We start from the raw sequence: 25,052 nt of genomic DNA on the forward strand, positions 1-25,052 counted from the left end.
ATTAAGTTTCCTGATTAAGTTTAAAGATTGATCGTCCTTTAACAAAGGTTTGGAGAACTCGCCCTTGAAAGCGTGCATTTTCAAAAGATGTATTTTTTGAGCGTGAATACAACCTGTCGGTAGAAACAACCCACGGTTCTTCAAGATCAACCAAAATAAGATCTGCATGAGCACCTTTTTTAAGTGTTCCTGCATGAAGGCCAAAGAGTTTAGCTGGTGCTGTTGATAAAAGTTCAGTGAGTCGTAGAAGAGATATCGTCTGATCATGATAAAGGCGTAAAGCCGCACTCAATAAAGTTTCCATACCAATGGCACCTGAAGATGCTTCATTAAATGGTAAATTTTTTGTATCAACATGTTGAGGATCATGAGAAGAGACAATAATATCTACTGTCCTATCTTTTATTGCTTCAATCATTGCTATACGATCTTCTTCTGTACGCAATGGAGGCATAAAACGGAAAGAAGTATGATATTCACCAATGTCATTTTCATTAAGAGATAAATGATGAATGGATACACCGGCTGTAATCTTTTCACTGCGTTGTTTACCTAAGCGAAGTGCATCGGCAGAGAGTGCTGTCGATATTTGGGTAGCATGATAGCGTGTTTGTGTTAATGCTGCTAGTCGTAAATCTCTTTCGAGAGGAATAACTTCTGCTTCGCGAGGGATACCAGAGAGTCCTAGCCAACTGGCGAGCAATCCTTCATTCATAACACCTTTTCCTGTAAGCTCCTTATCTTGTGTTTCATGCATCAAGAGAACATCGAAGTCGCGAGCATAAGTCATTGCACGTCGCATAACAGATGAGCTTTGCAGTGTCTTTTTTCCTTCACTAAAAGCAATTGCTCCCGCATCTTTTAGCAAGCCAAATTCAGTTATTTCTTGCCCATTGAAACCTTGCGTAATTGCAGCAACGGGATAAATATTAACTGATGACATTTCCTGTGCTGTACGCATAATGAATTCAACAAGTGCTCTATTATCAATAATTGGATTTGTATCTGGCATCATAAGAAAAGAAGTAATGCCACCTGCTGCTGCTGCTTGACTTGCTGTGGCAATGGTTTCACGGTCTTCATTTCCTGGTTCCCCAACGAAAACACGCGCATCAACAAGTCCAGGGAGAATTGCTTTGTTTTGTGCATTAATAATTTCCGCACCATCAGGAAATCCTTGATTTAAAGCTTCCTTTCCAGCAGCTATAATCCGTCCATTTTCAACAATAACTGTACCAATTTCATCAACTGTGCGTGAAGGATCAATAATACGAGCGTTTTGAAAGACAATTGGCTTTGTCATTTTTTTTCTCCACTGGTCTGAAGACGTGAATCCAATAAGGCTTCCATCACAGCCATACGCACAGCAATACCCATTTCTACTTGTGTATGAATCATGCTTTGTGGTCCATCTGCTATATCAGATGCGATTTCTATACCACGGTTTATTGGACCTGGATGGAGAATAATGCAATCGTTTTTAGCATAAGCCAAATTTTCTTTATGCAAGCCGAAATAATGAAAATACTCACGAATAGAGGGAATAAACGAACCTGTCATACGTTCATGTTGTAAGCGGAGCATCATGATAACATCAGCATCTTTAAGGCCTTCTTTCATGGTGTTAAAAACCTCAACGCTCATATCAGCAATTCCTGTGGGTAAGAGTGTGGAAGGAGCAACAACACGAACTCGCGCTCCCAAAGCATTGAGACTTAGGATATTGGAACGCGCTACACGTGAGTGCAAGATATCTCCACAAATTGCAACCGTTAATCCTTCAATACGACCTTTTGTTCTTTTGATTGTCAGGGCATCTAATAGAGCTTGGGTTGGATGTTCATGGGCACCATCACCTGCATTAATCACACAACAATCAACTTTTTGCGCTAACAAAGCAGCTGCTCCAGCACTACTATGGCGAATAACAAGTATATCTGGTTTCATTGCATTGAGAGTTGTGGCTGTATCAATCAATGTTTCCCCTTTTTTTACAGATGAATTACTGATAGCCATATTCATCACATTTGCTCCCAATCGTTTGCCGGCTAATTCGAAAGAGGATCGTGTTCGTGTGGAAGCTTCAAAGAAGAGGTTAATTTGAGTCCGTCCATATAATAGAGATTTTGTTTTATCAATTTTTTTAGAAAGAGTAACATTTGTATCTGCACGATTAAGCAATGTAGACAGGTCTTGTATACTCAAACCTTTAATACCTAAAAGATGTTGATGGGGAAAAAGGGGGAAAAAAATATTTTGAGTCATAGCATTCTATTCTATCTCTCTCTAAACAGATTAAACAAGCATTTGTTTGAATATGATAAATGTTTTTTAACTGCAAAAAGACAATTAGTCTATTAGTAGTCTATGATATGAATAATTTGAATAATGGAATATGCTTATGAATGCTGTATTTGTGCAAAATGCCCGTCGAAAAAATGCGTTTCTCAGTGATACGCTGATGTTTCGTATTGCTTCTAGTTTGCCTAAATTTTTATTAGCAAGTTTTGAAGAAATAGGAGATTTTGTAGCAAGTCGTGAAGCATGGGAGTTTTCTTCTTTGGCGAATCGTTATCCTCCAGTTTTGCGCTATAACGATGAATGGGGGAAACAGGTGGAAAAATTAGAGATACACTCTTCTTATCAAGCTCTTCAACAATATTCTAGACAGGCTGGTTTGGTTACCTCGCTTTGGGAAAACTCTACAGCAGAAAATGGAGTACGCTATCAAGCACGTGCTATTCGCTTGGCTTTATCTGCTAGTTTGGAAACAGGACATTTGAATGAGGTCATTATAACAAGTGCAACTATTGCAGTCTTAATTAGTGATGTTGAGCTTTTTAAAAAATGGCAAAATCTACTCTTATCACGACAATATGATTTATCTTCAAAGCCTATTCATAGTAAAAAATCGGCTTCACTCACCTGCGCTTTTGATGATGTTGAACAAGGAGAAAAATACGCTTTCAATTTTCCCAGTGTTAAGAAAATTTCTTTTGATGAAAAAATGGGGCGTGATCTGTATCGTTTAAATGTTGTAAAAACCAATGTTATTAATCCTATAGTGGATGGGTATCTTGTGAGTGCAGAGTTAGACGGTCATTTAAGCTGCTTTTTAGTGCCACGTATCCAAGAAAATGGTGCATTAAATGGGAACATTAAAATTCGTCATTTGCTGCAGCGTTCAGGAGAAAATTTAACGCCAGAGGGTGTTGTTGATTTTCAAGGAAGTTATGGTTGGCTATTGGGAAATATGGGAGAGGGGCTTAAAGTCATTAAAGATATCGAAACGATGATGCGTTTTGATCAATCTGTTGTATCTGCAGGTGTTTTGCGCGCTGCACTTCAATTTGGCATAGATTTTTTCCGGCAAAAAATACCAGATCAGCCTTTACCACCACTAACAGAACGTATTTTTGCAGATATTGCACTGGATATTGCTGCCGCACAAGCATTGGTTTTACGTTTAGCACGAGCCTTTGATAATGCCGCAAATGATCGCTCTGAAGCAGCTTTTGCACGAATCATGACGCCTATTATTGCTTATCATGTAAGCCAATTAGTTATACCTATTATTGGCGAAATTATTGCACAGCTTGGTATCGAAAGTTTTGTAGAAGGAAACCCATTATCACAAATGTTGTGTAATGGGCCTGCACGAATTGTCAGAAATATTTCTGCTAATCAATTGGTAAAGGATGCAATTCTCATAGCTGAAAAAGCACCAGGATTGTTTCAGAAATTGTTAGAAAAAATTGCCCTTGATATTGGTCCTGCTGGACCAAGAGCGATTGAGATCATTAAATCTGCTGTAGAGATGGCATCGGCAAACGAGGGTGCTGGAAGATTTTTTGTCGAACAAGTAGCGTACGCAGCAGCAGCAGCAGCATTACATTCGACAGATATAGAGCATGTTGCAAATGCCTATATGGAAAGTCGCCTTGGTGGGCAATGGAGATCTTCCTATGGGATGCTTATCGCACGATACAATGCGGGACATTTGCTCAATGTTCTTTATCCCTCCATATGATGAAGGCTTTGAATTCTGTTGAGAGCACCTTGCAATATAAAAGCAGCAGCAGCCGAATCAATGCGTCTTGCTCTTTTAGCACGCGATACGTCCATTTCTAGAAGAGAGCGTTCTGCGGCAATCGTTGATAAGCGTTCATCCCAAAAAATAAATGGAATTTCTGTATGTGCTTTCATATTACTTACAAAGGTTCTTGTTGCTTGAGCACGCGGACCACTGCTTCCATCCATATTAAGAGGTAATCCCATGACAATAGCTCCCACATTTTCACCATCAAAAATTTTTATAAGTCTGTGTGCATCTTCCATGAATTTTTTTCGTTGAAGCACAGGACGCGGATTTGCAAAAATTAATCCGATATCAGAAATCGCAATTCCAATCGTTTTTGTACCCAAATCTAAGCCTGCTATTGTTTGCCTAGGCAAAATATGGAGCATCGCTTCATTTATGTTAATAATGGCCATGAGATTTATAATTTAGGTCTTTTCGTGTTTCAGGTTCATAGTTATATTCTCTTTGCATATCAATATTCTTGCGCTTGCAAACGTAGCCTTGTATAGCCAATAAATATTAAAATAAAAAAGCAGAAAGGCATAATATGTCTGTCGATCAAGAAACAGTCAAGCGGGTAGCGCATTTAGCGCGTATTGCTATCCACGACGATGAAGCGCAGCGTATGACAAAAGAACTCAATGTCATTTTAGGTTTTGTGGAACAATTGAATGAAGTTGATGTCAGCAGTGTTGAACCATTGACATCCGTGATACCAATGACTTTACGAACGCGTGAAGATATTATCACAGATGGGAATAAAGCAGCAGATATCGTAGCAAATGCACCTGTTACGGAAGAGAATTTTTTTCTTGTCCCAAAAATCGTCGAATAAATTTTTCTATTTTAAAAACTCGAGCATTAATATGACTGATTTAACAACTTTTACAATTGCACAAGCCCGTGATGCTCTCATCAAAAAAGAGTTCAAAGCAATTGAATTAACAGAAGCTTATTTAAAAGAAATTGAATTGGCTAATCCAACTTTGAATGCTTATGTGGCAATAACAGCAGAACAAGCAAAAAAAATGGCTACTGAGTCAGATAGCCGTTTGGCTAGAGAGCAGGGAGGGATCTTAGAAGGAATACCACTGGGAATTAAGGATCTTTTTGCCACACGCGGTGTTCATACACAAGCCTGTTCCCATATTCTTGATAATTTTAAACCCTCTTATGAATCAACGGTGACCGCTAATTTGTGGCAAGATGGAGCCGTTATGTTAGGAAAGCTTAATATGGATGAATTTGCTATGGGGTCCTCCAATGAGACTTCATATTACGGTCCAGTTATGAGTCCGTGGAGAAAAAAGGGATCCCATGAAAAGCTTGTGCCAGGTGGTTCTTCAGGGGGATCAGCTGCTGCTGTTGCTGCGCGGCTTTGTGCTGGTGCAACAGCAACAGATACAGGTGGTTCAATACGCCAACCTGCGGCATTCACTGGAACAGTGGGGATTAAACCAACTTATGGACGTTGTTCACGGTGGGGGACCATCGCTTTTGCTTCCTCACTTGATCAAGCGGGACCTATTGGGCGAGATGTCCGCGATTGTGCTATTTTACTTCAATCAATGGCTTCTTTTGATGAAAAAGATTCTACTTCAGTTAATTTACCTGTTCCTCATTATGAAAGTTACCTTGGTCAATCAATCAAAGGAATGAAAATTGGTATTCCAAAAGAATACCACTTGGAAGGAATGTCTCCTGAAATTACCAAGCTTTGGCAAAAAGGAATGAATTGGCTAAAAGAAGCAGGTGCTGAAATACATGATATTTCATTACCTCATACAAAATATGCCTTGCCTGCTTATTATATTATAGCTCCTGCAGAAGCGTCTTCTAATTTAGCGCGCTATGATGGTGTTCGTTTTGGTTTGCGCATACCGGGAAAAGACATCATTGAAATGTATGAAAACACCCGTTCAGCAGGTTTTGGTGATGAAGTTAAACGGCGTATTTTGGTTGGTACTTATGTCCTCTCATCGGGTTATTATGATGCCTATTATCTTAAAGCTCAAAAAGTACGAACACTCGTGAAACGTGATTTTGATCAATGTTTTGCTTCTGGTGTTGATGCTATCCTCACACCTGCAACCCCAACACCAGCTTTTGGCATCGGGGATGAAACAATTAAAAATGATAGCATAGCAATGTATCTCAATGATGTTTTTACTGTACCAGTTAATATGGCTGGTTTACCAGGTATCTCTGTCCCTGCTGGGCTTTCATCAGATGGTTTGCCACTAGGGTTACAATTGATTGGTAGACCTTTTGCTGAAGAAGTGCTTTTTCAAATAGCCCATATTATAGAACAAGCGGTTGGAACCTTTAGTGCTGAAAAATGGTGGAGATAACTATAAAAAAGCATTTCTCTCACATCAGAGAAATGCTTTTGAAAAGTATAACCTCTTTTTTTGCATTTTATAGTTTTATCCACCAAGATAGGCCTCTTTGACACGTGGGTCAGAAAGCATGGTTTTTCCTTCACCGTGAAATAAAACATGCCCCACCTCTAGAATAAAAGCGTAATCCGCAATAGAAAGCGCTGCAAATGCATTTTGTTCAATGAGAAGAACTGTTTTTCCCATATCATTGATTTTTCGGATAATAGAAAAAAGTTCCTTTACAAGAAGTGGGGCTAATCCCAGAGAAGGTTCATCTAATATTATCATCTCAGGGTTGCTCATGAGCGCACGGCCCACAGCAAGCATTTGTTGTTCACCACCTGACATCGTCCCCCCCAATTGCTTTGCTCTTTCACGCAAGCGTGGGAAAAGTTCAAATATCCACTCGATATCGCGAGCAATACCCGACTTATCATGACGAATATAAGCTCCTAAATGGAGATTTTCTAAAACAGTCAGATGGGGCATAATGCGTCGCCCTTCAGGACTAAGAGCAATCCCTAATCTTAAAATTTTTTCTGGTGACTTTTTAATAATTGATTCGCCTTTATAGGTAATCTCTCCATGAACAGATCGATTGAGTCCTGTAATAGAACGTACAATGCTGCTTTTCCCTGCTCCATTAGCACCTATTAAAGTGACTATACTTCCTTTTTTTATAGACATCGAAAGATTTTGAATAGCTTTAATGGCACCATAATGAACGTGAAGATTTTTAATTTTAAGAATATCCATAAACATCTCCGCCAAGATAAGCTTCAATAACTTTAGGGTTGTTACGAATTTCATCTGGAGTGCCATTGGCAATGGCACAGCCGTGTTCCATTACCCAAATATATTGGCAAAGCCCCATAACAACTTTCATATCGTGTTCGATAAGCAGAATCGTAAGATCAAAATCTTTTTGCACTTTTTCTATGAACTTTTTAAGATCTTCACTCTCTTGTGGGTTCATACCAGCAACAGGTTCATCAAGAAGAAGTAATTTTGGTTTTGTTGCTAACGCGCGTGCAATTTCCAAACGTCTTTGTACACCATAGGGCAGAGTTGTTGCAGATTGATTGGCAAGGTGATCCAGTTGTAACTGCTCAAGAAGTTCCATGGAATTTTTATGGATTTCTCTTTTCTCTTTCATTGCATTTGGAAAAAACAAAGCTGAGGAAAACCATGGATGCTTTTGTCGAACATGTGCTCCTACCATAACATTTTGCAAGACTGTTAATCCTGAAAAAAGACGAATATTTTGAAATGTTCGTGCAATATGGCGTCTACAGATAAGATAAGGAGGAGCTCCAGAAACTTTTTGTTCATTAAAAAGAATAGTCCCACTTGTGGGAGCATAAAATCCTGAAATCATATTAAAAACGGTGGTTTTTCCAGCACCATTGGGACCAATTAATCCAGTAATGGTTCCCCGCTTGATTGCCATATTCACATTATTTACAGCAATCAATCCACCAAAACGCATCACGATATCATTAAGTGAAAGAATAAGGTCGTTCATAGCTTTCCTTCATTATTAGAGAGCTTCTTGCGTGTTAAGAAACTATAAATCCCATTCCATGAGAATTCACGTTGCCCTAACAAACCTTTTCTCCAAAATAAGATAATGACGAGCAATAAAAGAGAAAAAATAACCATTCGAAGGCCTGGTGTCTCTGGAATATGTATAAAACCTAAGTCAAAAGGGCTTTCAATAATACGAAGCCACTCAAGCATGACTGTAATAATAATGCTGCCAATAATGCTTCCTGTAATTGAACCAAGACCACCAGCAACCACAATCATCAAAATATTAAAGGTAAGAAGGAAATTAAACATTTTTGGATCAATTGTTGAAATAAGAGCAGCCATCAATGCTCCTCCTATGCCTGCAAAAAATGCACCAACCGTGAAGGAAAAACTACGGTAAAAAAAGGAATTAATCCCCATTGTTTTTGCTGCGATTTCATCATCACGAATAGCACGCAACACATTACCTGTATTGCTTCGCAATAAGAGTATAATAAAAGTTACTGTAAATGCTAACCAACCATAGTTCCACCATAATGTGGCATTTTGAGGTATTCCTTTTATTCCCAAAGAGCCATTTGTTAAGGGGGTGGTATTTGTAATAACAATGCGGATAATTTCTGCGAACCCCAAGGTTGCAATTCCAAGATAATCACCACCAAGACGCAAAACAGGCAGAGCAATCAATAAACCTACAACGGCGGCGCACACACCACTTACAACAACGGCTAGAAAAAAAGGCAACTGCAGATGATGTAATGGCTCAGCTATGGGGTCAAGAATCCACATCATTTCTTTTTGTTCAGGAGAAAGAAGTAAAATTGCACATACATAAGCACCAACAGCCATAAAGCCAGCATGTCCAAGAGAAAACATACCCGTAAAGCCATAAATCAAATTAAGTGAGATCGCTAATATCGCATTAATAGCAATAAGATTGATGATACGAAGTGTGTAATCATTAAAATGGTTATCAGCATAAAACAAAAAACCAATAAGAACTAAAATGCTGATACATGATAGAAAATTTGTCGCTGATTTTGCCATTAGATCTTCTCCTGACTTTTTTTACCCATTAAGCCTGTGGGCATTACCAATAAAATCAGAATTAATAAAATAAAAGCGAAGGCATCTCGATATCCAGATAATGCAGGGAAAAATGCGATAATCATAATTTCAATAAATCCAAGTAATAGCCCTCCCAACATTGCTCCTGGAATTGAGCCAATACCTCCAATAACAGCAGCGATAAATGCTTTAAGCCCAGGAAGCACCCCCATATAAGGATGAATCTGAGGATAGCGTAGTGACCACATAATGCCTGCAATAGCAGCAAGTGCAGAGCCTATCCCAAATGTAAATGCAATGACTTTATTGACAGAAACACCCATCAAACGCGTTGTTTCAATATCATGGGAGATCGCACGCATAGCAAGACCAGGTTTTGTTTTATGAATAATCCATAGCAATAAAATAATAAGAATAAACGCCACAACAGGAACGATGAGAGACATAGGAGCAATTCTAATAACTTTACCTGCTCCTGATTCTAAATGCCATAGGAACGGTATTACAAGAAAATCGGGTTGTTTCACACCCTTCGGAACTCCACTAAAGAGCACAGTAGCAAGATTTTCAATAAAAAATGAAACGCCGATTGCTCCAATAAGTGCTGAAATACGCGGAGCATGGCGTAAAGGTTTATAGGCAAATTGATCAACAGTAATTCCCACGGCACTTGTAATAAAAATTGCAAAACAAAGGGCTAAAATCCAAACCGGTGTAAAATCTTGCGGAGAAATTTTGAAGTAATAAATAACCCCTAAAGTAAGAATTGAAAAAATAGCGATCCAATAAATTGGAGGGCGTTTTTTGAACCCTATGAACACCGAGTAATAAATGAAAACAGCGAGTAACAAAAGAAGGACAGCAGCCCAAGCAGGCATAAAGCTAATGGTGGAAAAGAAAACAAAATACGCTCCCAGCATAAAGATGTCACCGTGAGCAAAATTAATAAGCCTCAGTATACCATAGACCATGGTGTAACCAATAGCGATAAGTCCATAAAGAGATCCTAATGCCAGTGCATTAAAAAAATACTGGATGAACATTTCAGTGCTCATCTCTCATCCTTCCACATTTGTTAATTCATATAGGATAAAATAGGAAAATCCCAAATTTGAGTTGAGAACAGAATCCTCAACTCATACTTAATATTTTAGTTAGAAAAATTTCTCACTTTTTAAAAAGCGGGTTTAACTTCATCTAAATAGACACGTTTCCCATCCTTTATTTCAATGATACCAATAGGAATTTTAGGATTATGATTTTCATCCATGGACATATCTCCAAAGGGCGTTTTAAAACCTTTTAATTGGCTAAGTGCGGTAGTGATCTTTTCCCGATCAGCACTGCCAGCATCTTCAATAGCTTTCATGAACATCATATAACTTGTATATCCCAAAACAGAATTGATATTTGGTTCTTGATCAGGATAAGCCTTTCTCCACTCCCTGGTAAATTCCCGCGCAGCTGCGGACATATCCGGCATATTTTCACTGTAGGGAAGTGTTGTATGTAAAAATCCTTCTGCAGCTTTTCCTGCAATTGCAACAGTTTCTGGATTATCCATAGCATCCCCACCCATGATTCTAAATTTTGCACCAAGCTCACGAGCTTGTTTTATGATGATAGCACCTTCAGAGAAGTAAGATGGAATAAATAAGATGTCAGGTTCCTGCGCTATAATCTGTGTAAGAACCGCTGAAAAGTCCTGATCTCCAGAGTTATAGTTCAAATTTGAGATCACTTCACCACCTAATTTTTTGAAGGCACGTCCAAAATAACTAGAAAGACCAATTGCATAATCATTTGATACATCTTTAAGAATAGCTGCTTTTTTTGCATGTAAAGTTTCATGCACATAAGTTGCGATACCTTTGCCTTGATAAGAATCAATAAAGCAAGCACGGAAAGAATACTTTCTGCCCTGTGTAACAAGCGGATTTGTTGAAGATGTTGCAATGGTTGGGGTCTTGGCTTTTTCCGCTATTTCACCTCCAGACAACGAGAGTGAAGAGCCATAACTACCAATGATTCCATTCACTTCTTCACTCGCAGTCAAACGCATAACAGCATTAGCGGCCTCTACTTTATCAGATTTATTATCAACAACAATAAGTTTTACCTTACGCCCTAATATTTCTGGAACTTTTTTATGTGCCAATTCTATGCCTTTAATCTCAAGTTGTCCTCCAAATGCATTTTGACCACTTAACGGAAGATAAACACCAATTTCTATAGGCTCACTCGCATAGGCACTTACGACAAATGTCGTAAAAAATACGAGCGTAGTGAGGATTCTCTTCATTACGCACTTTCCTTGATTTTAATTGTGATTTTTACACCTTATCTTGAACTTCTTCATCATGCAAGTTCCACATGTGTGAAAATATCATTGTGTGAAAAACTTTTATATTTCTTGTCACACGTGCTTATTATATTATCGGATATGGGCTCAAACAGTCGTGTAAATATTCCTGTTGATCTTCTAAGAGGTGTGACAATATGGGGAAATCTTATCTTGGGACTTGCGTGTTGATACAAGAGCAATGTTTACTAAAATGTAGAGAATCAATATCGTACAATTTACAGCTACAGGATCACGTTTTATTATGACGAGTAAGGATACATTAAAGGATTATTCCCTATCTGAAGACAGTGTAGGTGCTTGTGGTGAGATTATTGAAATTAGTGGTGTCATTAAGTGGTTTGATGGTAGTAAGGGCTATGGGTTTATTGTACCTGATTTGCCTCATTTTCCCGACATATTGTTGCATGTTACGGTAATGCGTCGAGATGGTTTTCAAACAGCTTTAGAGGGAGCTAAAGTTATCTGTGCTGTGGAAAAAACTGAACGGGGGTTAAAGTGTGTTCAGGTAAAATCGATAGATTGTTCTTCAGCAACGCATCCATCAGAAATTCCAGCCCGTACTCATGTTGTTGTTACTCCGGAAAGTGGTTTAGAGCGCGCAATTGTCAAATGGTTTAATCGTGATAAGGGATTTGGTTTTCTTAGCCGTGGACAAGGAACTGAAGATATTTTTATTCATATGGAAACGTTGCGCCGTTTTGGTTTAGCAGAGCTTCGTTCTGGTCAAGTTGTTCTTGTGCGTTTTGGTAAAGGCGAGAAAGGTTTGATGACAGCAGAAATTTATCCAGACATAGGGATTCCATTTGCTACACATTAAATTATGCTTTTGAAGTTACGCTGTTTTTTTAGAGAGATCTGTTAGAGAGATCTGTTATTGTATAAATTAAGCAGAAAGAGCTGTAAAGCCAGCCTCACCAAGAGGGAAATTATCTATAAAGCCGTCAGTCAAATAAAGTAGATTACCGATATTGCATTGAGAGTAATAAAAAGGTAGTTTTTTTATTTTTTAAGTTTTGCTACTCTTTATTTTATGCAACAAAGTTGAAAGGTTATCTTTGGTGGAGATAAAAATGTTACGGCCTTTTGGAAGAGGGTGCATTATTGTATTGATGCTGTTTTTTATGGTAAAAGCAAATATAGCTGTAGCAAAGAAACCCATAGAGATTCCTGTTCATCCAATTCCTTTAAAAATACAAACAGAGCAAGGTGTGGTCTCTTACGAGGTAGAGATTGCTTTTACGCCATCTCAGGCGAGCGCTGGTTTAATGTATCGCACTGACTTTGCACGTAATCGTGCAATGCTCTTTAAACAGCAGGGAAGTGAAAAAGATAAGCAAAAAATTTTTATGTGGATGGCAAATACGCCTTTGCCTTTAGATATGATTTTTTTAAACGCTGAGGGAATTATCGTATCAATTGTAGAAAAAACCACCCCATTTTCAACGAATACTATTTCATCAGAGGTACCTGCAGCTTTCGCACTTGAGGTTAATGCTGGTGAAGTTTCTGAAAAACAGATAAAGAAAGGACAACGGGTTCTTCATCCTACACTTTGTGGAAAATGCGAAAGCGATACAAAATGACAGCAGAAGATATTCGTTTTTTTGAATATGATGGTTTGCGTTTTTCTTATCGAGAAGATGGACAGGGGACACCTGTTTTGTTGATACATGGTTTTGGCTCTTCTGCACGGGTAAATTGGTATGCAACGGGTTGGTTTCGTACCCTTACTGAAGCAGGATATCGTGTTATTGCTCTTGATAACCGTGGACATGGGGATTCAGTTAAAAGTTATGATTCTAACTTTTATACACCTCAAGCTATGGCTAGCGATGCGATGAGATTGTTGCAGCATTTGGGATTATCTAAAGCGCATGTTATGGGATATTCTATGGGGGCGCGCATTAGCGCATTTATGGCTCTTTTGTATCCAACATATGTGCATAGCGTTATTTTTGGCGGTTTAGGTATTGGTATGGTGACGGGAGCAGGAAATTGGGAACCCGTTGCTGAGGCCCTTTTAGCAGAAGATACTTCTACCATTACCAATCCGCGTGGTTTGATGTTTCGCAAATTTGCAGATCACACCAAGAGCGATAGACGTGCTTTGGCTGCTTGCATTATCACATCAAAACAAGAATTAACAGCATCTGAGATTTACAAAATTAAACAACCTGCCCTTGTTGCCGTTGGTTCACTCGATGAAATTAGTGGTGAAGCGGAGCCATTAGCAGCTTTATTACCCTGTGGTGAAGCTCTATCAATTCCTCATCGAGACCATATGCTTGCTGTGGGAGATAAAGTCTATAAAAAAGGCGTTATCGATTTTCTTTCTCGCTATCCTATAGTTGAAAATTATTCATAAGCTTTAGAGTTCGTAAAAATGTCTCATGTTTTTTATCTTGGATGAGGCAAAAAGCTTGTCTGAAAGTTTGGCTATTTGTGGTGTGAATTTTTATGAAAAACTGTAAGAATAACAATTAAATTTTATGAATGTATTTTATATCTCTATAAAGAAATAAGGCTTCCTTTTAGGGATTAACTGATTTTTATCTAGAAAGTAGTTAAGGAGAATTTGTTTAATTATTATAATAAGGAGGAAAGTGTTTTTGTTTTAGAAGATCTCTTTTTAATAGGAAAAAATTATACGTTCCCAATTCATGTTTTGACCAAATATGCTTGTAAACACAGGTGTTGAAATTGGGGATAAGATAAAAAATATTTTAAATTTATGAATTTCTAACTATTTTTTTACTTTTCAATCTATACGGTTATATTTAACAGTGCAAAACACCTTTTAGTAAAGGTGCTTTCGTCAATGTGTTAAGATAGTGCTATTGTGACTATAGGTAATATAAATAAAAATGGAAACTGAGATTTACTATCTTTACAGAATCTTAGGAGTGCCTTATTTGCCCTTCAGGATTTAATTTAAGAGTCTCAAAAGACAGGAGAGCATAGTGAATGCTGATGAAATAAAAAAACTTGATAGTTATTTTAAAAATATATTCCAAAATTCAGCATTGCAAGTGAAAGCACGGCCTAAAAAGGATGATTCTTGTGAGGTTTATATTGGAAATGAGTTTTTAGGTATTATCTATCGAGATGAAGATGAGGATGAACTATCCTACAATTTCTCAATGGCTATATTAGATATTGATTTAGGAAATTAATTCCTCATGAATAATTGGAGGGAATTTCTCTTCAATTTAATATGCTTCATATGATTTTTAACGCTTTAAAGCTTGTGTATTCGTTTCGTGCTATAATAAGATGGTCATGAATAGTAATGCCTAGTGCATTTGCTGCATCTTTTAACATATATGTCATTGTTATATCTGCTTTAGAGGGGGTTGCATCGCCAGAAGGATGATTATGTACGAGAATAAGACTTGATGCGGACAATTCTAAAGCGCGAGAGATAACTTCACGTGGATAAACGGGCGTGTGATCAATAGTTCCAGTTTGTTGCACTTCATCAGCAAGTAGACCGTTTTTTTTATCAAGAAATAAGATACGAAATTGTTCGCGTGTTTCGTGAGCCATAACAGCTTTACAATAAGCTAGTACTTTATCCCATGATGAAAAAATATCACGTTTAAACAATTCTGCACGAGCAAGGCGTCCAGCAACATCTGAAATAATTTTTAAGTCAATTGCAGTTGCTGGACCACAGCCTGGAATCTCTTGAAGTCGGTGAATATCAGCCCCAAATACGTCTGCTAATGAGCCAAACCGCGCTATTAAGTTTTTAGCTATTGGCTTTGTATTTGCTCGAGGTATCGTACGGAAAAGGAGTAATTCAAGATATTCATAATCTTCAATTGCATTTCCTTTTGATTTTAAATAGCGTTTGCGAAGACGTTCACGATGTCCTTGATAATGTTTATGTATCTGTGAGTTTTTCTGAAGCTTTTTACTTTTTATTTCTGCTATTGGACTAAGTGGGGAATTTGATGTCAGTGCAAAGTGGTCACCTTGGTTGTCTCCCTTTTTCGTGATTTTTCTAGCCATGATATTTCTACATTTATTTAACTACTTGAGCTTGGAATATAAAAAATATTTTTAGGAGATTGTGTAAAAATTTCGCACCCTTCATGTGTTACACCAATTGTATGTTCGTACTGTGCACTAAGAGATCTATCACGTGTAACAGCAGTCCAGCCATCAGAGAGAATCTTAACTTGGGGCTTTCCAAGATTAATCATTGGCTCAATCGTAAACATCATACCTTGTTTTAGTTCTATTCCTTCACCAGGATTTCCATAATGGAGAATATTAGGTGCATCATGAAAAAGCTGACCGATTCCATGTCCGCAGAAATCTCTTACAACTGAGCACCGTTCCGATTCTGCAAAGTGTTGAATGGCCGCGCCAATATCACCTGTTGTTGCACCAGGTTTGACTACTGAAATTCCCCTCATAAGACTTTCATGGGTTATTTTGAGTAGGCGTTCCGCAGCACGTCTGATTTTTCCAACAGGATACATACGGCTTGAATCTCCATGCCAACCGTCGAGAATAAAAGTCACATCAACATTAACGATATCACCTTCTTGCAAAGGTCTTTTATTGGGAATACCATGGCATACAACGTGATTGATGGATGTACAGCATGAATGACCATATCCATGATAATTTAGATCAGCAGGAAGAGCACCACGTTTGGCACCAAAAATAAATACAAAATCATCAATTTCTTGCGTGGTGACACCTGGTTTAATAATATCCGTGAGTGCATCGAGGCATTCTGCAGCAATACGACCAACTTCACGCATTTTCGTAAAAGCATGCTCATCAAAAATGCGGATTTGCCCGTTAAATTTTAAGGGCATTTTATTATATTCAATATAATCAGTCATTGTTTTTTCTGTTTTCTATTTTCACTCGATGAATCGGAAAAATACCTTCTACACTTACGTGGCATTTTACGGCATAAAATTCTACCCCTGATTTTAATGCTAACTCAAATTTACGTCCATAGGTTGGATCAAGGTCATGGCAAATTGCAAAAGCTGAGCAATCTTCCCGTTGAATTACATAAAGCATAGCGGCTCGTTTTCCTTGTTGCACAACTTTTATGAGTTCTTCAAGATGACGTGTACCACGTTTTGTTACGGTATCAGGAAATTCTGTTAATCCTTTTTGGCGGATAAAATGGACATTTTTAACTTCTAGATAACAGTCAGGAAGGATGCCATCACGCAACAGAAAATCAATCCGTGAGTGCGTCCCATAACATTGTTCCTTCAAAATTGTTTTGTATGCGCTTACTTCGGGTAGTAATCCTTTTTGAATTGCTTCTAATGCAAGTTTGTTGGGTAAAGTTGTATTGATACCAACGAGAGTATTATTTGCCTCAACAATTTCTAATCGATATGCGTATTTTCGTTTGGAATTACTATGATATGAAAGCCAAATATTAGAGTTTTGCGTTGTTAACCCAAGCATTGATCCTGTATTAGGGACAGATACCGTGAAAATCTGTTGATCATCCCATTTAACATCAGCAAGAAAACGCTTATAACGATGGATAAGTTTTGCAGGAAAAAGTTTGGGAATAAAGAGCATATTTTTTTTTAGAATGCATAATTTTATAATTCAACTTAAATTATGATTTAGAAATGTTATAGCGCGTTAAATGCATTAAATAGTGTACCTCTAGCCTTACAGCAGCTTACATAACTAGTTTAAGATCTAAAAAACAAAGTTTGTTTTTATTTGCACAATTCATTATTAATCCTTTTCATCATAAACTCTGCGTGAAAAGATAATATTGACCGCAATTTGTTATGAGATAAGGTTATCTCTTGGAATATTCCTTCTAAAAGGTTGCATTGAAAAAAGTCGACTCTAGGAAGATAATGCATAGAATTAGGTAAGATTGATGGCTGGAACCAATAAAAATCGTGAGAATTTAACAAATGGGCCAATGATTATTTTAGTTGAACCCCAGCTGCCTGAGAATATTGGTATGGTGGCAAGGGCAATGGCAAATTTTGGGCTCTCTAAACTTCGGTTAGTCAAACCTCGAGAAACATTTCCAAATGAAAAAGCCAGATCGGCAGCAAGTAAAGCCGATCATGTTATTAATGATACAGTTGTTTTTGATAGATTGTCTGATGCGATTGCAGACTTGCACTATGTTTTTGCTACAACAGCACGTGAAAGATGTGGTTTTAAACCGGTAAAAAGTGCCGTTGAAGCAGCGTATTTGTTACGTCATAGCGAGAGTCTTGGGCATAAAACGGGTATTTTATTTGGAAGAGAGAGGTGGGGATTAGAAAATGATGAAATCAGTCTTGTTGATGAAATTATTACTTTTCCGGTTAATCCTGCTTTTGCATCCCTCAATATTGCCCAAGCAGTTTTACTTATGTCTTATGAATGGATGAAATCAGGTTTAGAAAATGTGAGCGATACGGCTTTTCGTGCCGCAAAGATGGAGCCAGCAAATAAAGCAACGTTTCATGGTTTTTTATCTCAATTAGAAGAAGCTTTGGATGTTCGTGGATATTTTAGACCTCGAGAACGTAAAGAGGTTATGCTTGCGAATCTGCGTTCTGTTTTTACACGTGCTCATTTTAGTGAATCTGAGGTTCGCTTGCTACGAGGAATTATCTCTTCATTGGATCATTTTTCTCCTCAATTTCCACGAGGAAGCGGTGCACCCTTAGAGCGTCAACGTACAAAATTAAAAACAGGTGTGAAAACGGATGGATAAGCGACCTGTTCTTTTCTTTGATAGTGGCATTGGCGGTTTAACAGTGTTGAGGGAAGTGCGTGTCCTTGTTCCTGAAATGCAATTTATTTATGTTGCTGATGATGCTGGATTTCCTTATGGAAATTGGGAAGAAAATGTTTTGAAAAGTCGAATTTTAAAGTTTTTTACAAATCTTTTAGTACTCTACAATCCTGTTCTATGTGTCATTGCTTGCAATACTGTTTCTACACTCATGCTGACAGATTTACGTGAAAAATTTCCCCATATTCTTTTTGTAGGAACGGTTCCTGCAATTAAATCAGCAGCGGAACAAACAAAATCTGGTTTTATTTCAGTATTAGCTACTCCTGGAACAGTTAAACGTGCTTATACACATGAATTAATCAATTCTTTTGCTGCTCAATGTCATGTTCAGCTTGTTGGAAGTGAAAAACTTGCTGGATTTGCCGAAGATTATTTACGTGGAAAGCCTATAGATTTGAAAGAATTACGCCATGAAATCCTTCCGTGCTTTGTTGAGAAAAATGGCAAATATACTGATATTATTGTTTTAGCTTGTACGCATTATCCTTTTTTGATTAATTTTTTTCGTGAACAAGCATTATGGCCAGTTAAATGGATTGATCCCGCAAAAGCTATCGCCAAACACACAAGATCATTACTACCGAAAAGAGTAGATCCCCAAAATATAAAGAAACATAAAGACTTTGCTTTATTTACATCGCAAAATATAACATCTTCAACAGAGCGCTTATTACAAAGATTTTGCTTAAATATCATGAAAGGAGTTGACTTTGGGGTGTAAGATTAATAGAAGTTCTTTTAGCTTTTTCTCTTGAGAAAATAGCGTGAATTGACGTGTCCCGTGGGTAACTTTGCATATTTAATGTTAAAGATGTCCTGTCAGTCTTTTATTTGAAGGCAGAGGAGGGCGCGTTTCCTTGAGATCTTATATGAGATCTTGTTTTCTATTTTAAAAGGAAATGCGATGAGTAAACGCGAAACAACCAAGTATAAAATTGACCGTCGGATGGGAGAAAACATTTGGGGACGTCCGAAATCTCCTGTAAATCGTCGTGATTATGGTCCAGGGCAGCACGGACAACGCCGAAAAGGTAAGCTTTCTGATTATGGTGTACAGTTGCGTGCTAAGCAGAAATTAAAAGGTTTTTACGGTGATATCTCAGAAAAGCAATTTCGTAAAACTTATGCAGAAGCTGCTCGTCGACGTGGTGATACTGGTGAAAATCTTATCGGACTGTTGGAATCGCGTTTAGATGCTGTCGTCTACCGTGCAAAATTTGTGCCAACCATCTTCGCTTCTCGCCAATTTATCAATCACGGTCATGTCAATGTTAATGGTCGACGTACAAATATTCAATCATATCGTTGTAAACCAGGTGATGTTATTGAAGTTCGTGAGAAGTCAAAACAGCTTGTTTTGGTGTTGGAATCTGTGCAGTTAGCAGAGCGCGATGTGCCTGAATATATTGAAGCCGATCATAAACAGATGAAAGCAATCTTTACACGTGTTCCTGCTTTTGCAGATGTTCCTTATGCTGTGCAAATGGAACCCAATTTGGTTGTTGAGTTTTATTCTCGTTAAATTCTTTATGGGAGTATTGCTCTTTTGCTTTTGATTATATGCTCGGAATTTGCTTTATAGTCCTTAAAGCTAATGAATAATTCTTATGGATGGTGCTATATTAAGTTTATTGTTATATTTTATAACAATTGGCTTCTATAGCGCCATTTATTTTCATCTTACGGCTCCACAGCGTATCGGTTTATACTGTGTAACCTCTCTGTCCTTCTCTCTATCATTCTTATAGAACAAGCTCTTTATTGTGCAGGATATGATATTATGGATAATAGTTCAGTCGAATATCAAACAATGCAAAAGAATGTAGAGAAAACTGATTTTTTAGCCAGAGAAATCACATCACCAGCTGCCGATGATTGTCATCCGATATTTAGGAAAGCTCCTTCAACTGTAGAGTTTAATAAGCTGCGTAAACGACTTTTACGTCACATACGGCAAGCATTAGATGATTTTTCCATGCTTTCTTCAGGAAAAAAATGGCTTATCGCTTTATCAGGTGGAAAAGATTCTTACGGTTTACTCGCGCTTCTTTTGGATTTAAAGTGGCGTGGTTTTTTACCTATTGAAATTCTAGCTTGTAATCTTGATCAAGGACAACCAGGCTTTCCAAAACATGTTCTTCCAGATTTTTTGACCTCTTATCAAATTCCATATCGTATTGAATACCAAGATACTTATTCCATTGTTACAGATAAACTAGCAGAGACACAAACATATTGTTCGCTTTGCTCGCGGTTACGGCGTGGTAACTTATACCGTATTGCACGTGAAGAGGGATGTTCTGCATTAGTTCTTGGACATCATCGTGATGATGTTTTAGAAACGTTTTTTATGAATTTATTTCATGGAGGCCGATTAGCAGCTATGCCTGGAAAACTTATGAATGATGAAGGGGATCTTTTTGTTTTGCGTCCTCTTGTTTACGCAGCTGAAGAAGATATGGAGAAATTTTCACAAGCAATGCAATTTCCTATTATTCCCTGCAATCTTTGTGGTAGCCAAGATGGTTTACAACGCAATGCAATGAAAGAAATGTTAAAGGATATCGAAAGAAGAATGCCAGGACGTAAAGACACTATGATTCGTGCTCTCACAAATGTTCGTCCAAGTCATTTGCTCGATAAAAATATTTTTGATTTCAAAAGCTTATTATAAAGCTGAATTTTTTAGCACAATAACTCTAGCTTTCTCTTTAAACTGCAATACCATAGAGATCATAAGCATCTGACTTTTCGATTTTGACAGTGACAAATTCACCAACACGGAGGGGGCGTCGTGATGATATATGTACAACACCATCTATTTCTGGAGCATCATATTGGCTACGACCTTTAGCAATTTTTCCTTGACTTTCATCAATGAGAATTTGAAGCCTTTTTCCGATTTTTTTCTTTAAAAGATGGGTGGAAATTTGTTGTTGTTTTGCCATAAAGCGATGCCAGCGTTTTTCTTTCACTTCTTCAGAAAGACTTTCTAATCCCAAATCATTTGCAACAGCGCCTTTTACTTCTTCATATTTAAAGCATCCAGCACGTTCAATTTTTACTTCTTCTAGCCATTCGAGGAGTATATTAAAATCTTCATTTGTTTCGCCTGGAAAACCAACAATAAATGTTGATCGTAAGGTGAGATCTGGACAAATTTTTCTCCAGTTTTCAATTCTACGATTTGTTTTTTCCATAACAGCAGGGCGTTTCATATTACGTAAAACAGTTTGTGATGCATGTTGAAAAGGAATATCTAAATACGGAAGAATTTTTTTAGCAGCCATAAGCTCAATAACTTCATCCACATGAGGATAAGGATAGACATAGTGCATGCGTATCCAAATTCCCATATCACCCAGTTCGCGACAAAGATCAAAAAATTTGGTTTTTACGATACGATCTTTCCAAGGACTTTCGAGATATTTAAGATCAATGCCATAAGCACTGGTATCTTGAGAGATAACCAAGAGCTCTTTTACACCTGCCTGTACAAGTTTTTCGGCTTCACGAAGAACTTCATTGATGGGGCGTGAAGTAAGATTACCGCGCAGAGTAGGGATGATACAAAAACTACATCGATTAGAACATCCTTCAGAAATTTTTAAGTAAGCATAGTGGCGAGGTGTTAAGCGAATACCTTGCGGGGGAACTAAATCAATAAAGGGATCATGAACTGGGGGAATTGCTGTATGAACAGCTTCTATAACACTTTCATAGGCTTGTGGCCCTGTAATGGCTAATACATGAGGATGTGCTTGACGAATAACATCAGGATCAGCACCAAGACACCCCGTTACAATAACTTTTCCATTTTCTTTGAGAGCTTCATCAATATTAGCTAATGATTCATTTCGGGCAGAATCAAGAAACCCACAGGTATTTACAATAACGACATCGGCTCCTTGATGCTTCCGTGAAATTTCATAACCTTCAGACCGGAGTCTGGTAATAATTCGCTCAGAATCTACTAATGCTTTTGGACATCCGAGGGAGACAAAGCTAATACGAGGTGCTGCCATTAATCAATCCTGTAATTTTATAACGATTACATTTTATCTGCTGTTTTTACTATCTATAAAGAATAAAAAGGCTCTTTATCTTTAATACATATGCAATAGAATTTATTAGAAAATTATTCATTTTCTTGCTCAAAAATTTTATTGAGTGAATATGTATTATTACTGATTATGGCACAATAACAAAATTATCAAATCATTTTTTGATCAATGTATGAACGTGCTCAGTAGTTTTTTATCTTTTAATATTTGCGAATAAGTCCGATAAGTTTACCTTGTATCTGCACACGCTCAGATCCATATATGCGTGTTTCGTAGTGAGGATTTGCCGATTCTAGCTCAATAAAGGCTCCTTTACGTCGATAACGTTTTAAAGTTGCTTCTTCTTTATCAATGAACGCCACAACAATTTCACCTGATGTTGCTGTACTTTGGCATTTAACAATTATAGTATCTTTATCAAGAATACCAGCCTCAATCATAGAATCATCTCTGACTTCTAAAGCATAGTGCTCACCTGAGTTAATCATATCTTGTGGTAAAGAAAGCGTATCTATTTGTTGTAATAAAGCAGAGACCGGTATACTTGCAGAAATGCGGCCCATAATGGGAATAGTAACATTCTTTTTTTCTTCTGCCTCGAAGTTACTAAAATCAGTAAAGTTTTTTGATATTTTTCTTTTATTTTTCTCTATCATAGTGGGAGAAAGTTTACGCGCTAAAGAAAGATTAAATGTTATTTTATCGGGAAGTCGTATCACCTCAACTGCGCGGGCTCGATTTGGCAAACGACGTATAAAACCTCGTTGTTCTAAAGCTATCATAAGTTTATGAATGCCAGACTTTGAAGAAAGCTCCAAGGCAATTTTCATTTCATCAAAGGAGGGAGGAATGCCAGTTTCTTTCATATGATTATGAATGAACAACAGTAGCTCATATTGTTTACATGTTAGCATTCAATATTCCAATCATAAGCATCCCAAATAAGAAAAAATAAATATATTTGCAAATATTATACATATTTTTTGAGATAAAATTTAAATATTATGTTTTAATTTACTTTAATTAAATTTAATATATTTTCTCTATTATAATAGATAATAATAAATTTACTACTATTCATAGAATGAAAAATATTTCAAAATATCTTTTAAGATTTTAAATAAAAAATATTATCGTAAAATAAATCCTATAATCAATTTAATAAAAATAGTTATATCTCTTTCAAAAATAATTTTAATTATATTGTAATTTCTATCATAAAGAATTAAAATAAATAGTATTACATTCATTTAATAGAGACGATAACTTATTTGCCAATATTTCACGAAAGTTAAATTTCTCATGAAGAGAGTATAATACCTCTCTTACGGTAAAGCTATACTTTCTTTTGATCTATACATTAAATTATAAAACGAATCATAGCATTGATCTATTTGTTACTTTTTTGATTCTTTATTAACTCAAGTTGACTGTTTTTGTACATTTCCTGTTCTTTTTATTATTTCGAAATATGCAACTTTTTCATGCTGTAAAAGTCATGATGCATTTTATCTTGATCATTTTTTCTTTTATTCAAATTTAAAACAGGGGAAAAATTGTATTCACAGTGAAGAGAAAAGACAGAAAAGTATTGATAACTGAACCGAATAATAATATTTTTTTTCGAAAGGTGTTGACCAAATGAAAAGTCAACCGTATGTTTCACTCACTTTCGACAAGCAAAATGGCTTGTGTGGGAGCGCGTAGCTCAGCTGGTAGAGCAACTGACTTTTAATCAGTAGGTCCAGGGTTCGAATCCCTGCGCGCTCACCAAATTAATAGCTTATATAAAAGTTCAAAAACTTTGCTTTCTTTTTATAGTTTGAAGTTTTTTGTTAATGTATTGTTTATTATTTTCTATCCGTTGTTTTGGTATGAAAAGATTCTGTGCTGACTCTTCTACTTAGAGGCATCACACTGAATTATAAAGATAGTTCATTTTTATGCTAAATGAGAGAGACTCATACCATTCTCTTATTCCAAAGCTGTTTATATTCAATAAAACAAAATCATTTCTTGCAGATCAAAAGCGTGAGCAGCATGTGGATAAAAACTATTAAGAAAGAACTAAAATGTCTCTTATGAAGAGTCTCAGGTGCCAAAGGTTGTAGCAATAGTAGAGGCTAACAAATATAATGATTGCAGCGTCCAAACAAAAAGTGCTTTAAGTTTGTGATACGGTAGCTCCTGCATTGGCTGCATGTGTTATTGCTCATTTTATCAAATCGTGCGCTGATTTTTCATAGCTGCTTGGTTACATGCTTCATGAAACAGGCTTCAAAACTTTCTTTAACAAGCTTATATCTACCTTCTTTTCGCAAATAAATATTTTATCACCTATGAGAGCAATTAAAAGGATTTTTTCTCATTTCGGTAAAATAAGCAGAAAAACATCTGCTTTAAATTGGCTCTTTTCTGTCTTGGGATGAATGATATTATCTTTGACATTTTTCCAGCCGATACGAACGATGTTACTACGGCGCAAACCTGTGTAAAGAAGAATATCAATCTATACACACTGATGGGTAAGACCAATATTGATCACATATTTTCAGTATCTTCTTCGGTCCATAGTAGAAAACCTTCTACATTAAAGAATTTTGGTGGTTTTAAGTTAAAAGTAGAATTTTTGTTTAAAAGAGCATTATCAACCGCTAAATTACAAAGCCCCTTTAAAACCGTATAAGAATCATCTTACTTATTCATAATTTATATGATGATATCATGTTTTTTATTAAAATATTGATTTCTT

24 protein-coding genes, 1 tRNA gene and 1 pseudogene are annotated in these 25,052 nt (G+C 36.9%); 12 read left to right on the top strand and 14 right to left on the bottom strand.

What is annotated here, in order from left to right:
- Window position 1: 1 nt before the first annotated feature.
- Entirely contained in the window at window positions 2-1,303 is a 1,302-nt protein-coding gene (locus PVV69_RS01230; protein ID WP_273756144.1) for a dihydroorotase, read from the bottom strand.
- A complete protein-coding gene (locus PVV69_RS01235) occupies window positions 1,300-2,265 on the bottom strand; it encodes an aspartate carbamoyltransferase catalytic subunit (RefSeq protein WP_273720402.1) in 966 nt (321 codons plus the stop codon). Before PVV69_RS01235 ends, PVV69_RS01230 begins: the two co-directional genes overlap by 4 nt.
- Window positions 2,266-2,401: 136 nt before the next feature.
- On the opposite strand from PVV69_RS01235, the gene PVV69_RS01240 reads away from it, so the two are divergent.
- Window positions 2,402-4,030 (top strand): acyl-CoA dehydrogenase family protein, encoded by a 1,629-nt coding sequence (locus tag PVV69_RS01240; protein ID WP_273756145.1) that lies wholly within the window; start codon window positions 2,402-2,404, stop codon window positions 4,028-4,030.
- Here the strand turns inward: PVV69_RS01240 and ruvX are convergent.
- Window positions 4,015-4,494 carry a Holliday junction resolvase RuvX gene (gene ruvX, locus PVV69_RS01245; protein ID WP_273756146.1) on the bottom strand — a complete coding sequence of 160 codons (480 nt, stop codon included), beginning with the start codon at window positions 4,492-4,494 and terminating at the stop codon, window positions 4,015-4,017. The two genes, PVV69_RS01240 and ruvX, sit on opposite strands and share 16 nt — an antisense overlap.
- A 134-nt stretch (window positions 4,495-4,628) precedes the next feature.
- Between ruvX and gatC the strand changes: the two genes are divergently transcribed.
- Complete coding sequence (gene gatC, locus PVV69_RS01250) at window positions 4,629-4,916, top strand: Asp-tRNA(Asn)/Glu-tRNA(Gln) amidotransferase subunit GatC (protein WP_273720407.1); 288 nt, start codon at window positions 4,629-4,631, stop codon at window positions 4,914-4,916.
- Between the two features lie 31 nt (window positions 4,917-4,947).
- Window positions 4,948-6,432 carry an Asp-tRNA(Asn)/Glu-tRNA(Gln) amidotransferase subunit GatA gene (gatA, locus tag PVV69_RS01255; RefSeq protein WP_273756147.1) on the top strand — a complete coding sequence of 495 codons (1,485 nt, stop codon included), beginning with the start codon at window positions 4,948-4,950 and terminating at the stop codon, window positions 6,430-6,432.
- A gap of 75 nt (window positions 6,433-6,507) precedes the next feature.
- On the opposite strand, the gene PVV69_RS01260 is transcribed toward gatA, so the two are convergent.
- The 5 genes from PVV69_RS01260 to PVV69_RS01280 form a co-directional block, all read right to left on the bottom strand.
- The gene (locus PVV69_RS01260) at window positions 6,508-7,218 is read right to left on the bottom strand and encodes an ABC transporter ATP-binding protein (protein WP_273720410.1); all 711 of its coding nucleotides are present in this window, start codon (window positions 7,216-7,218) and stop codon (window positions 6,508-6,510) included.
- On the bottom strand, window positions 7,205-7,987 hold the full coding sequence (locus tag PVV69_RS01265) for an ABC transporter ATP-binding protein (protein ID WP_273756148.1): 783 nt from the start codon (window positions 7,985-7,987) through the stop codon (window positions 7,205-7,207). The genes PVV69_RS01260 and PVV69_RS01265 overlap by 14 nt, the downstream gene beginning before the upstream one ends.
- Window positions 7,984-9,042: a branched-chain amino acid ABC transporter permease gene (locus PVV69_RS01270; protein ID WP_273756149.1), complete on the bottom strand. Its 1,059-nt coding sequence runs from the start codon at window positions 9,040-9,042 to the stop codon at window positions 7,984-7,986. The genes PVV69_RS01265 and PVV69_RS01270 overlap by 4 nt, the downstream gene beginning before the upstream one ends.
- The gene (locus tag PVV69_RS01275) at window positions 9,042-10,118 is read right to left on the bottom strand and encodes a branched-chain amino acid ABC transporter permease (RefSeq protein ID WP_273756150.1); all 1,077 of its coding nucleotides are present in this window, start codon (window positions 10,116-10,118) and stop codon (window positions 9,042-9,044) included. The genes PVV69_RS01270 and PVV69_RS01275 overlap by 1 nt, the downstream gene beginning before the upstream one ends.
- A 119-nt stretch (window positions 10,119-10,237) precedes the next feature.
- Window positions 10,238-11,365 carry an ABC transporter substrate-binding protein gene (locus tag PVV69_RS01280; RefSeq protein ID WP_273720415.1) on the bottom strand — a complete coding sequence of 376 codons (1,128 nt, stop codon included), beginning with the start codon at window positions 11,363-11,365 and terminating at the stop codon, window positions 10,238-10,240.
- 304 nt (window positions 11,366-11,669) lie between these two features.
- Here PVV69_RS01280 and PVV69_RS01285 point away from each other — a divergent pair, with 304 nt between their 5' ends.
- The 4 genes from PVV69_RS01285 to PVV69_RS01300 all read left to right on the top strand — a co-directional run bounded on the left by PVV69_RS01285 (window position 11,670) and on the right by PVV69_RS01300 (window position 14,601).
- A complete protein-coding gene (locus PVV69_RS01285; RefSeq protein WP_273720417.1) occupies window positions 11,670-12,245 on the top strand; it encodes a cold-shock protein in 576 nt (191 codons plus the stop codon).
- A gap of 253 nt (window positions 12,246-12,498) precedes the next feature.
- A complete protein-coding gene (locus PVV69_RS01290) occupies window positions 12,499-13,011 on the top strand; it encodes a DUF192 domain-containing protein (protein ID WP_273756151.1) in 513 nt (170 codons plus the stop codon).
- Window positions 13,008-13,793, top strand: a complete 786-nt coding sequence (locus PVV69_RS01295) for an alpha/beta fold hydrolase (RefSeq protein ID WP_273720421.1) — start codon at window positions 13,008-13,010, stop codon at window positions 13,791-13,793. Before PVV69_RS01290 ends, PVV69_RS01295 begins: the two co-directional genes overlap by 4 nt.
- 595 nt (window positions 13,794-14,388) lie before the next feature.
- Window positions 14,389-14,601, top strand: coding sequence for a DUF3126 family protein (locus tag PVV69_RS01300; RefSeq protein WP_208440958.1), 213 nt, complete (start codon window positions 14,389-14,391; stop codon window positions 14,599-14,601).
- A gap of 46 nt (window positions 14,602-14,647) precedes the next feature.
- Here the strand turns inward: PVV69_RS01300 and radC are convergent, their stop codons facing one another.
- The 3 genes from radC to sfsA are packed head-to-tail and all read right to left on the bottom strand — an operon-like array spanning window position 14,648 to window position 16,999.
- The gene (gene radC, locus PVV69_RS01305) at window positions 14,648-15,442 is read right to left on the bottom strand and encodes a DNA repair protein RadC (protein WP_273756152.1); all 795 of its coding nucleotides are present in this window, start codon (window positions 15,440-15,442) and stop codon (window positions 14,648-14,650) included.
- Between the two features lie 17 nt (window positions 15,443-15,459).
- On the bottom strand, window positions 15,460-16,290 hold the full coding sequence (map, locus tag PVV69_RS01310; RefSeq protein ID WP_273756153.1) for a type I methionyl aminopeptidase: 831 nt from the start codon (window positions 16,288-16,290) through the stop codon (window positions 15,460-15,462).
- Window positions 16,283-16,999 (bottom strand): DNA/RNA nuclease SfsA, encoded by a 717-nt coding sequence (sfsA, locus tag PVV69_RS01315; RefSeq protein WP_273756154.1) that lies wholly within the window; start codon window positions 16,997-16,999, stop codon window positions 16,283-16,285. The genes map and sfsA overlap by 8 nt, the downstream gene beginning before the upstream one ends.
- Window positions 17,000-17,315: 316 nt before the next feature.
- On the opposite strand from sfsA, the gene PVV69_RS01320 reads away from it, so the two are divergent.
- From PVV69_RS01320 to ttcA, 4 genes are all read left to right on the top strand, one after another.
- On the top strand, window positions 17,316-18,152 hold the full coding sequence (locus tag PVV69_RS01320; protein ID WP_273720426.1) for an RNA methyltransferase: 837 nt from the start codon (window positions 17,316-17,318) through the stop codon (window positions 18,150-18,152).
- Window positions 18,145-18,957 carry a glutamate racemase gene (gene murI, locus PVV69_RS01325; RefSeq protein ID WP_273756155.1) on the top strand — a complete coding sequence of 271 codons (813 nt, stop codon included), beginning with the start codon at window positions 18,145-18,147 and terminating at the stop codon, window positions 18,955-18,957. The genes PVV69_RS01320 and murI overlap by 8 nt, the downstream gene beginning before the upstream one ends.
- A 183-nt stretch (window positions 18,958-19,140) precedes the next feature.
- On the top strand, window positions 19,141-19,758 hold the full coding sequence (rpsD, locus tag PVV69_RS01330) for a 30S ribosomal protein S4 (RefSeq protein ID WP_273756156.1): 618 nt from the start codon (window positions 19,141-19,143) through the stop codon (window positions 19,756-19,758).
- 258 nt (window positions 19,759-20,016) lie between these two features.
- On the top strand, window positions 20,017-20,910 hold the full coding sequence (gene ttcA / locus PVV69_RS01335; RefSeq protein ID WP_273756157.1) for a tRNA 2-thiocytidine(32) synthetase TtcA: 894 nt from the start codon (window positions 20,017-20,019) through the stop codon (window positions 20,908-20,910).
- A gap of 37 nt (window positions 20,911-20,947) precedes the next feature.
- On the opposite strand, the gene rimO is transcribed toward ttcA, so the two are convergent.
- Both rimO and lexA read right to left on the bottom strand, forming a co-directional pair.
- Window positions 20,948-22,261: a 30S ribosomal protein S12 methylthiotransferase RimO gene (rimO, locus tag PVV69_RS01340; RefSeq protein ID WP_273756158.1), complete on the bottom strand. Its 1,314-nt coding sequence runs from the start codon at window positions 22,259-22,261 to the stop codon at window positions 20,948-20,950.
- A gap of 239 nt (window positions 22,262-22,500) precedes the next feature.
- Complete coding sequence (gene lexA / locus PVV69_RS01345) at window positions 22,501-23,214, bottom strand: transcriptional repressor LexA (RefSeq protein ID WP_273756159.1); 714 nt, start codon at window positions 23,212-23,214, stop codon at window positions 22,501-22,503.
- A 783-nt stretch (window positions 23,215-23,997) separates the two neighbouring features.
- On the opposite strand from lexA, the gene PVV69_RS01350 reads away from it, so the two are divergent.
- A tRNA-Lys gene (locus PVV69_RS01350) sits at window positions 23,998-24,073 on the top strand.
- Window positions 24,074-24,391: 318 nt separating this feature from the next.
- Here PVV69_RS01350 and PVV69_RS10020 read toward each other — a convergent pair.
- Window positions 24,392-24,982, bottom strand: a pseudogene (locus PVV69_RS10020) (integrase); the annotation flags it as partial.
- Between the last annotated feature and the right edge of the window lie 70 nt (window positions 24,983-25,052).

The sequence above is a fragment of the Bartonella sp. MM73XJBT genome, assembly GCF_028618465.1.
Classification (GTDB): Bacteria; Pseudomonadota; Alphaproteobacteria; order Rhizobiales; family Rhizobiaceae; genus Bartonella.

What these genes read in the sequence shown, in the direction of transcription:
- PVV69_RS01230 (WP_273756144.1), bottom strand. Translation starts at nt 1,303, where the DNA reads ATGACAAAGCCAATTGTCTTTCAAAACGCTCGTATTATTGATCCTTCA.
- PVV69_RS01235 (WP_273720402.1), bottom strand. Translation starts at nt 2,265, where the DNA reads ATGACTCAAAATATTTTTTTCCCCCTTTTTCCCCATCAACATCTTTTA.
- PVV69_RS01240 (WP_273756145.1), top strand. Translation starts at nt 2,402, where the DNA reads ATGAATGCTGTATTTGTGCAAAATGCCCGTCGAAAAAATGCGTTTCTC.
- ruvX (WP_273756146.1), bottom strand. Translation starts at nt 4,494, where the DNA reads ATGGCCATTATTAACATAAATGAAGCGATGCTCCATATTTTGCCTAGG.
- gatC (WP_273720407.1), top strand. Translation starts at nt 4,629, where the DNA reads ATGTCTGTCGATCAAGAAACAGTCAAGCGGGTAGCGCATTTAGCGCGT.
- gatA (WP_273756147.1), top strand. Translation starts at nt 4,948, where the DNA reads ATGACTGATTTAACAACTTTTACAATTGCACAAGCCCGTGATGCTCTC.
- PVV69_RS01260 (WP_273720410.1), bottom strand. Translation starts at nt 7,218, where the DNA reads ATGGATATTCTTAAAATTAAAAATCTTCACGTTCATTATGGTGCCATT.
- PVV69_RS01265 (WP_273756148.1), bottom strand. Translation starts at nt 7,987, where the DNA reads ATGAACGACCTTATTCTTTCACTTAATGATATCGTGATGCGTTTTGGT.
- PVV69_RS01270 (WP_273756149.1), bottom strand. Translation starts at nt 9,042, where the DNA reads ATGGCAAAATCAGCGACAAATTTTCTATCATGTATCAGCATTTTAGTT.
- PVV69_RS01275 (WP_273756150.1), bottom strand. Translation starts at nt 10,118, where the DNA reads ATGAGCACTGAAATGTTCATCCAGTATTTTTTTAATGCACTGGCATTA.
- PVV69_RS01280 (WP_273720415.1), bottom strand. Translation starts at nt 11,365, where the DNA reads ATGAAGAGAATCCTCACTACGCTCGTATTTTTTACGACATTTGTCGTA.
- PVV69_RS01285 (WP_273720417.1), top strand. Translation starts at nt 11,670, where the DNA reads ATGACGAGTAAGGATACATTAAAGGATTATTCCCTATCTGAAGACAGT.
- PVV69_RS01290 (WP_273756151.1), top strand. Translation starts at nt 12,499, where the DNA reads ATGTTACGGCCTTTTGGAAGAGGGTGCATTATTGTATTGATGCTGTTT.
- PVV69_RS01295 (WP_273720421.1), top strand. Translation starts at nt 13,008, where the DNA reads ATGACAGCAGAAGATATTCGTTTTTTTGAATATGATGGTTTGCGTTTT.
- radC (WP_273756152.1), bottom strand. Translation starts at nt 15,442, where the DNA reads ATGGCTAGAAAAATCACGAAAAAGGGAGACAACCAAGGTGACCACTTT.
- map (WP_273756153.1), bottom strand. Translation starts at nt 16,290, where the DNA reads ATGACTGATTATATTGAATATAATAAAATGCCCTTAAAATTTAACGGG.
- sfsA (WP_273756154.1), bottom strand. Translation starts at nt 16,999, where the DNA reads ATGCTCTTTATTCCCAAACTTTTTCCTGCAAAACTTATCCATCGTTAT.
- PVV69_RS01320 (WP_273720426.1), top strand. Translation starts at nt 17,316, where the DNA reads ATGGCTGGAACCAATAAAAATCGTGAGAATTTAACAAATGGGCCAATG.
- murI (WP_273756155.1), top strand. Translation starts at nt 18,145, where the DNA reads ATGGATAAGCGACCTGTTCTTTTCTTTGATAGTGGCATTGGCGGTTTA.
- rpsD (WP_273756156.1), top strand. Translation starts at nt 19,141, where the DNA reads ATGAGTAAACGCGAAACAACCAAGTATAAAATTGACCGTCGGATGGGA.
- ttcA (WP_273756157.1), top strand. Translation starts at nt 20,017, where the DNA reads ATGGATAATAGTTCAGTCGAATATCAAACAATGCAAAAGAATGTAGAG.
- rimO (WP_273756158.1), bottom strand. Translation starts at nt 22,261, where the DNA reads ATGGCAGCACCTCGTATTAGCTTTGTCTCCCTCGGATGTCCAAAAGCA.
- lexA (WP_273756159.1), bottom strand. Translation starts at nt 23,214, where the DNA reads ATGCTAACATGTAAACAATATGAGCTACTGTTGTTCATTCATAATCAT.